The sequence below is a fragment of the Streptomyces sp. NPDC051286 genome, from assembly GCF_044455345.1.
In the GTDB taxonomy this organism is placed as follows: domain Bacteria; phylum Actinomycetota; class Actinomycetes; order Streptomycetales; family Streptomycetaceae; genus Streptomyces.
Genome location: NZ_JBITER010000127.1, coordinates 1 through 3,983, shown reverse-complemented (window position 1 = coordinate 3,983; position 3,983 = coordinate 1). Strand labels below are relative to the sequence as shown.

The 3,983-nt window shown below is 68.7% G+C and carries 4 protein-coding genes; 2 read left to right on the top strand and 2 right to left on the bottom strand.

Going from position 1 to position 3,983, the window contains the following annotated elements:
* Positions 1–413: 413 nt before the first annotated feature.
* Both ACIBB8_RS37620 and ACIBB8_RS37615 read right to left on the bottom strand, forming a co-directional pair.
* Positions 414–908 carry a DUF1877 family protein gene (locus ACIBB8_RS37620; RefSeq protein ID WP_398959890.1) on the bottom strand — a complete coding sequence of 165 codons (495 nt, stop codon included), beginning with the start codon at positions 906–908 and terminating at the stop codon, positions 414–416.
* Between the two features lie 495 nt (positions 909–1,403).
* The gene (locus ACIBB8_RS37615; protein WP_398959888.1) at positions 1,404–2,114 is read right to left on the bottom strand and encodes a hypothetical protein; all 711 of its coding nucleotides are present in this window, start codon (positions 2,112–2,114) and stop codon (positions 1,404–1,406) included.
* Between the two features lie 292 nt (positions 2,115–2,406).
* Between ACIBB8_RS37615 and ACIBB8_RS37610 the strand changes: the two genes are divergently transcribed.
* On the top strand, positions 2,407–3,618 hold the full coding sequence (locus ACIBB8_RS37610) for a S8 family serine peptidase (protein ID WP_398959886.1): 1,212 nt from the start codon (positions 2,407–2,409) through the stop codon (positions 3,616–3,618).
* 34 nt (positions 3,619–3,652) lie between these two features.
* On the top strand, positions 3,653–3,799 hold the full coding sequence (locus tag ACIBB8_RS37605) for a hypothetical protein (RefSeq protein WP_398959884.1): 147 nt from the start codon (positions 3,653–3,655) through the stop codon (positions 3,797–3,799).
* Positions 3,800–3,983: the final 184 nt, after the last annotated feature.

The window sequence follows — 3,983 nt, the reverse complement described above, 5'->3', positions numbered from 1 at the left end:
CGAGTTCGAACGCACCATCAGCGAAGCACGAGCCGAGCACCACCAGAAGGACCAAGCCGCGTAAGGAAGGCCTCTACGTTTCCAGGGGATTGACAGGACTGTCCGCGGCAAGTGGGGATCGAAGACATCTGAAGGGTATCGAGGCAGTTGGTGATGTCTGGGACGCCCTGACTCGGTCATTCCAGGTCGTCCCACGCCCACGATGGGGCTGCGCTCCCGTTGGGCTCACGCCCGAACCGGTACCGAGCACGGTTGCCACCGATCGCGATGAACAGATCGAAGGCCCCTGCAGCAGGAAGCTGCGTGGCCAGGGTGGTGACCTGCTCCTGTGCCCCAGCCTTCCGCAGGCTGTTCAGCAGCCAGGCCGCGGCGCCCAGGGTGTCGAACGGCGCCTGGGCGCCGAAGACCGCGGCTCAGTACCAGAAGGCCTTGACGACGGCGTGCCCCGTGGGAACGGTCCGGTTGTAAAAGGCCTGCAGGTCGGTGTGGTGGGTGAGGAACCAGCCCTTGACCTCAGCCTCGTCGAAGGCGGAGAAGGGAGGCAACACCTTCGGCCGGGCCGCCTCCCAAAGATCGTCGAAGGAGACCGCCGCCAGGAAGGCCGCCACCTCGCGCACCTGAACGGGGCGGAGTATCAGAAACGGCGGCTGGTTGTGAGTGGCGTGGTACACCGGGCTGCCCGCGAAGACCGGGAGCTCCCAGTCATGAGAGCCCTGCAGGGTGTATGCCGCCCTGTAGACCTCGTGGAGGGCGTGGAAGTGGTACTCCACGACTTCGGCGATTCCGGCCCGGCGTTCGGCCTGGAAGCGATCGAAGTCCCCGGCGTCCCCCATGAACTCCTCCAGCCAGGCCCAGTCCTCTCGGATCTCGGACTCCGGCATGGCGCGCAGCTGCATCTCGATGCTCATGCCGCGCATTCTGGCTCAGGCAACCGACAACGCCCTGCCCACCATGTCTCCACGAACCCTGATCCGTCCCCGGGTACTCCTGGCTGGGCCGTCTCTGGGCCGTCCGATGCAAACCGACGTTGACAACTGATCCTGACATCCACGCAGGTCACAGGGCCAGCCAACAGTTGGCCGCCGCACGTCAGGGACTTGGACCATCACTTCCAGAAGAACTAGTGTCTTGTGATTCCGTCAGCGTTACTTGATCTTGTGTGGCAGGGTCTCTTGGTATGGAGCTGTCCGTGGAACAGGCCGCCGAGTTGCGGGAGTTGGTGAACAGCAGGGACGTGCCTGCGGATATAGCCACGCGGGGCCGGATCGTGCTGTGGTCGGGCGAGGGGGCACCTCTTCCCCGACGGCGCCTCAGGGACCTACGTCGCCGAGATTCACGCCGCCACGGGCATCGAGCCCGGCACCATCTACGCCCAACTCCGGCGGCTGAAGGATGCCGGCTGGCTAGAAAGCCAGCCTGAGCTCCCGAGCAACCGCGCGCGCCGCCCCGGGAACAGCCGGGTCTACTACTCGCTGACACCCGCCGCACGGCTGGTTCCCATTCAGGAATTCCTGGACGCCGAGCAATGAGCCTTTTCCAACCTCACGCTGACGCGTGATGAAGGACGAGGACGGCCTGGACGATCGGTACACCCGTCGGCGCAGCAGCAGTTCCGCCTCTGCCCTGCCGGTGGCCCCGAACAGGCCGTTCAGCAGGGTGTCGTACCGGGTCAGCGCGTGCCGTAGACGGTTGACCTGCCAGCGTGCCGGCGCGGCCGGACCGACGTCCTCTGTGGTGGCCGGGTCGGGGATGCGGTCCGCGCGGTCATGGGTGCGCTCCTCGTCCAGCGCGTTGCGGTGCCGCACCGCCTGCTCGGCGAGCTCCCGCGCCTCCAGCGGTGGCACATGGACCGGCTCCGCCCGCACCGTGGCGAGCACGGCCTGCCGTCTGCGCTCCGCCGCGGCCCGTGCGGCCGCGGCGCGTCGTGCGGCCGTCCCGCCGGCCGCCGCGAACTCTTCGCCGGGCTCGGCCCTCTCCACCCGTACGAGCGTGTACAGCCGCATCGGCGGCCCGGAGCGGTGGTGCGGTCCGCTCCGCCGCAGATCCGGTGCCCCGAGCAGGTTCCGTACCAGGGCGTCGGTCCAGCCGCGCCGCCGGAGCCCCGTCAGCGACACATGCACCAGCTTTCGCGGTCGGGACGCAGACGTACGTTCCGTCATCATTCCCCCCGATGTCAGTGACGGACTGTGCCGGAACTCAGTGAAGCACCCTCCACTGACAACGCCCCGGCGCTCCCGCCCTCCCGTCCGCCGCCTCCCTGTCCGTCGTCATCGCACCCGCTGCACGAACGCTCCACCCGATGAACGGACTTGGCTGAATCCGAACTCGGTGAATGTGACATGGGCACGTAATGTCCGCCCCGGGGCGACCCCGCCCCTTCCACCCGCACACAGGTAGGAGTCCCACATGCGTCGCCTGGCTACCCCCGGGAGATCCCGCACGTCCCACCTCCGCCTTCTCGCAGCCGCAGCCACGGGTGCGCTGGCCCTCCTCGGCCTCCCGCAGGCGGCCGGGGCCGCCGCACCCGATACCACAGTGGTACCGGTCACCTCCGTCGCGCCCGACACCGGCACACACCCCATCGACGGCGCGTACATCGTGCGACTCAAGCCCGGCGCAGACGCGCGGGGGCTCGCCCACGCCCTGTCCGTGAGCGCGCGCTACTATTACGACACCGCCGTGAACGGCTTCGCCGCCGACCTCACCGCCGGCCAGTTGCGCGCACTGCAGCGCCAGGGCGCCGTCGTCGCCATCGAACAGGACTCCTGGGTCGACCAGGCCGCCGACACCACCCAGACGAACCCCCCGTCCTGGGGCATCGACCGCGTCGACCAGCACAACCTGCCGCTGTCCGCGTCGTACAGCAGCACCGCCGACGGCTCCGGCGTCCACGCGTACGTCATCGACAGCGGCATCAACGTCACGCACCCCGACTTCGGCGGACGCGCGCAGTTCGACCTGAACGTCATCGACAACACGAACACCGACTGCGACGGCCACGGCACGCACGTCGCCGGCACCATCGGGTCGAAGACCTACGGCATCGCCAAGGGCGTCCGGCTGCACGCTGTGAAGATCTTCGACTGCCAGGGCGCGGGCCGTACGTCCGCGACCATCAAGGCCGTCGACTGGGTCACCGCCAACGCCCAGAAGCCGGCCGTCGCCAACACCTCCTGGAACTTCACCTGGAACGACACCCTCGCCGCGTCCCTCACCTCGATGATGAACTCCGGTGTCTTCCTCGCCACCTCCGGCGGCAACACCGGTGCCGACTCGTGCGACCGCCTGCCCCGCGGCCTGACCCAGACCACCGCGGTCGGCGCCACCGACAGAAACGACGCCCGCGCCTCCTACTCCTCCACCGGCGCCTGCGTCGACCTCTACGCGCCCGGTTCGTCGATCCTCTCCACCCAGCCGAACAACACCACCGCCGTATACAGCGGTACGTCGATGGCGACCCCGCACGTCACCGGCATCGCCGCCCTGTACAAGAGTGCCAAGGGTGACACCACGCAGGCGGCGCTCGGCAGTTGGCTGACGGCGAACGCCACCCCGGGCGTCGTCCAGGGCAACCTGGCCGGCACGCCGAACCTGCTCGCGTACACCGGCGGCCTGTGACGAACGGGCCGGCTTCGGCCGATACGGTCATGCCATGACCACATCGGCCGAAGCCGGCCCTCTCCGCTCTCCCGTGACCGCGGACGACCTCGACCGCGCCGTCCGGCTCGCCGTGGGCACCCTCCGCCAGGCATCACCGGAGGCATGGAACGGCATGGCCGGCTCACTGGAGTGGCACTGAGCCTTTTCCAACCTGCTGGTGCCGGCCGCGTGTTGGACAGATCTGCGGAACGACGAAGCTCCTGGTAGCCGGGTTCTCGAACGCAGCGCGCCGCCTTCGCGCGAACCCGCGCCCGCGTCGAACGCGAGGCCGGCGACCTGCTCTCCGCCCGCACGGTCAAGTTCTTCAGCGACGGCGTGATCGA

What these genes read in the sequence shown, in the direction of transcription:
- ACIBB8_RS37605 (WP_398959884.1), top strand. Translation starts at nt 3,653, where the DNA reads ATGACCACATCGGCCGAAGCCGGCCCTCTCCGCTCTCCCGTGACCGCG.
- ACIBB8_RS37620 (WP_398959890.1), bottom strand. Translation starts at nt 908, where the DNA reads ATGAGCATCGAGATGCAGCTGCGCGCCATGCCGGAGTCCGAGATCCGA.
- ACIBB8_RS37610 (WP_398959886.1), top strand. Translation starts at nt 2,407, where the DNA reads ATGCGTCGCCTGGCTACCCCCGGGAGATCCCGCACGTCCCACCTCCGC.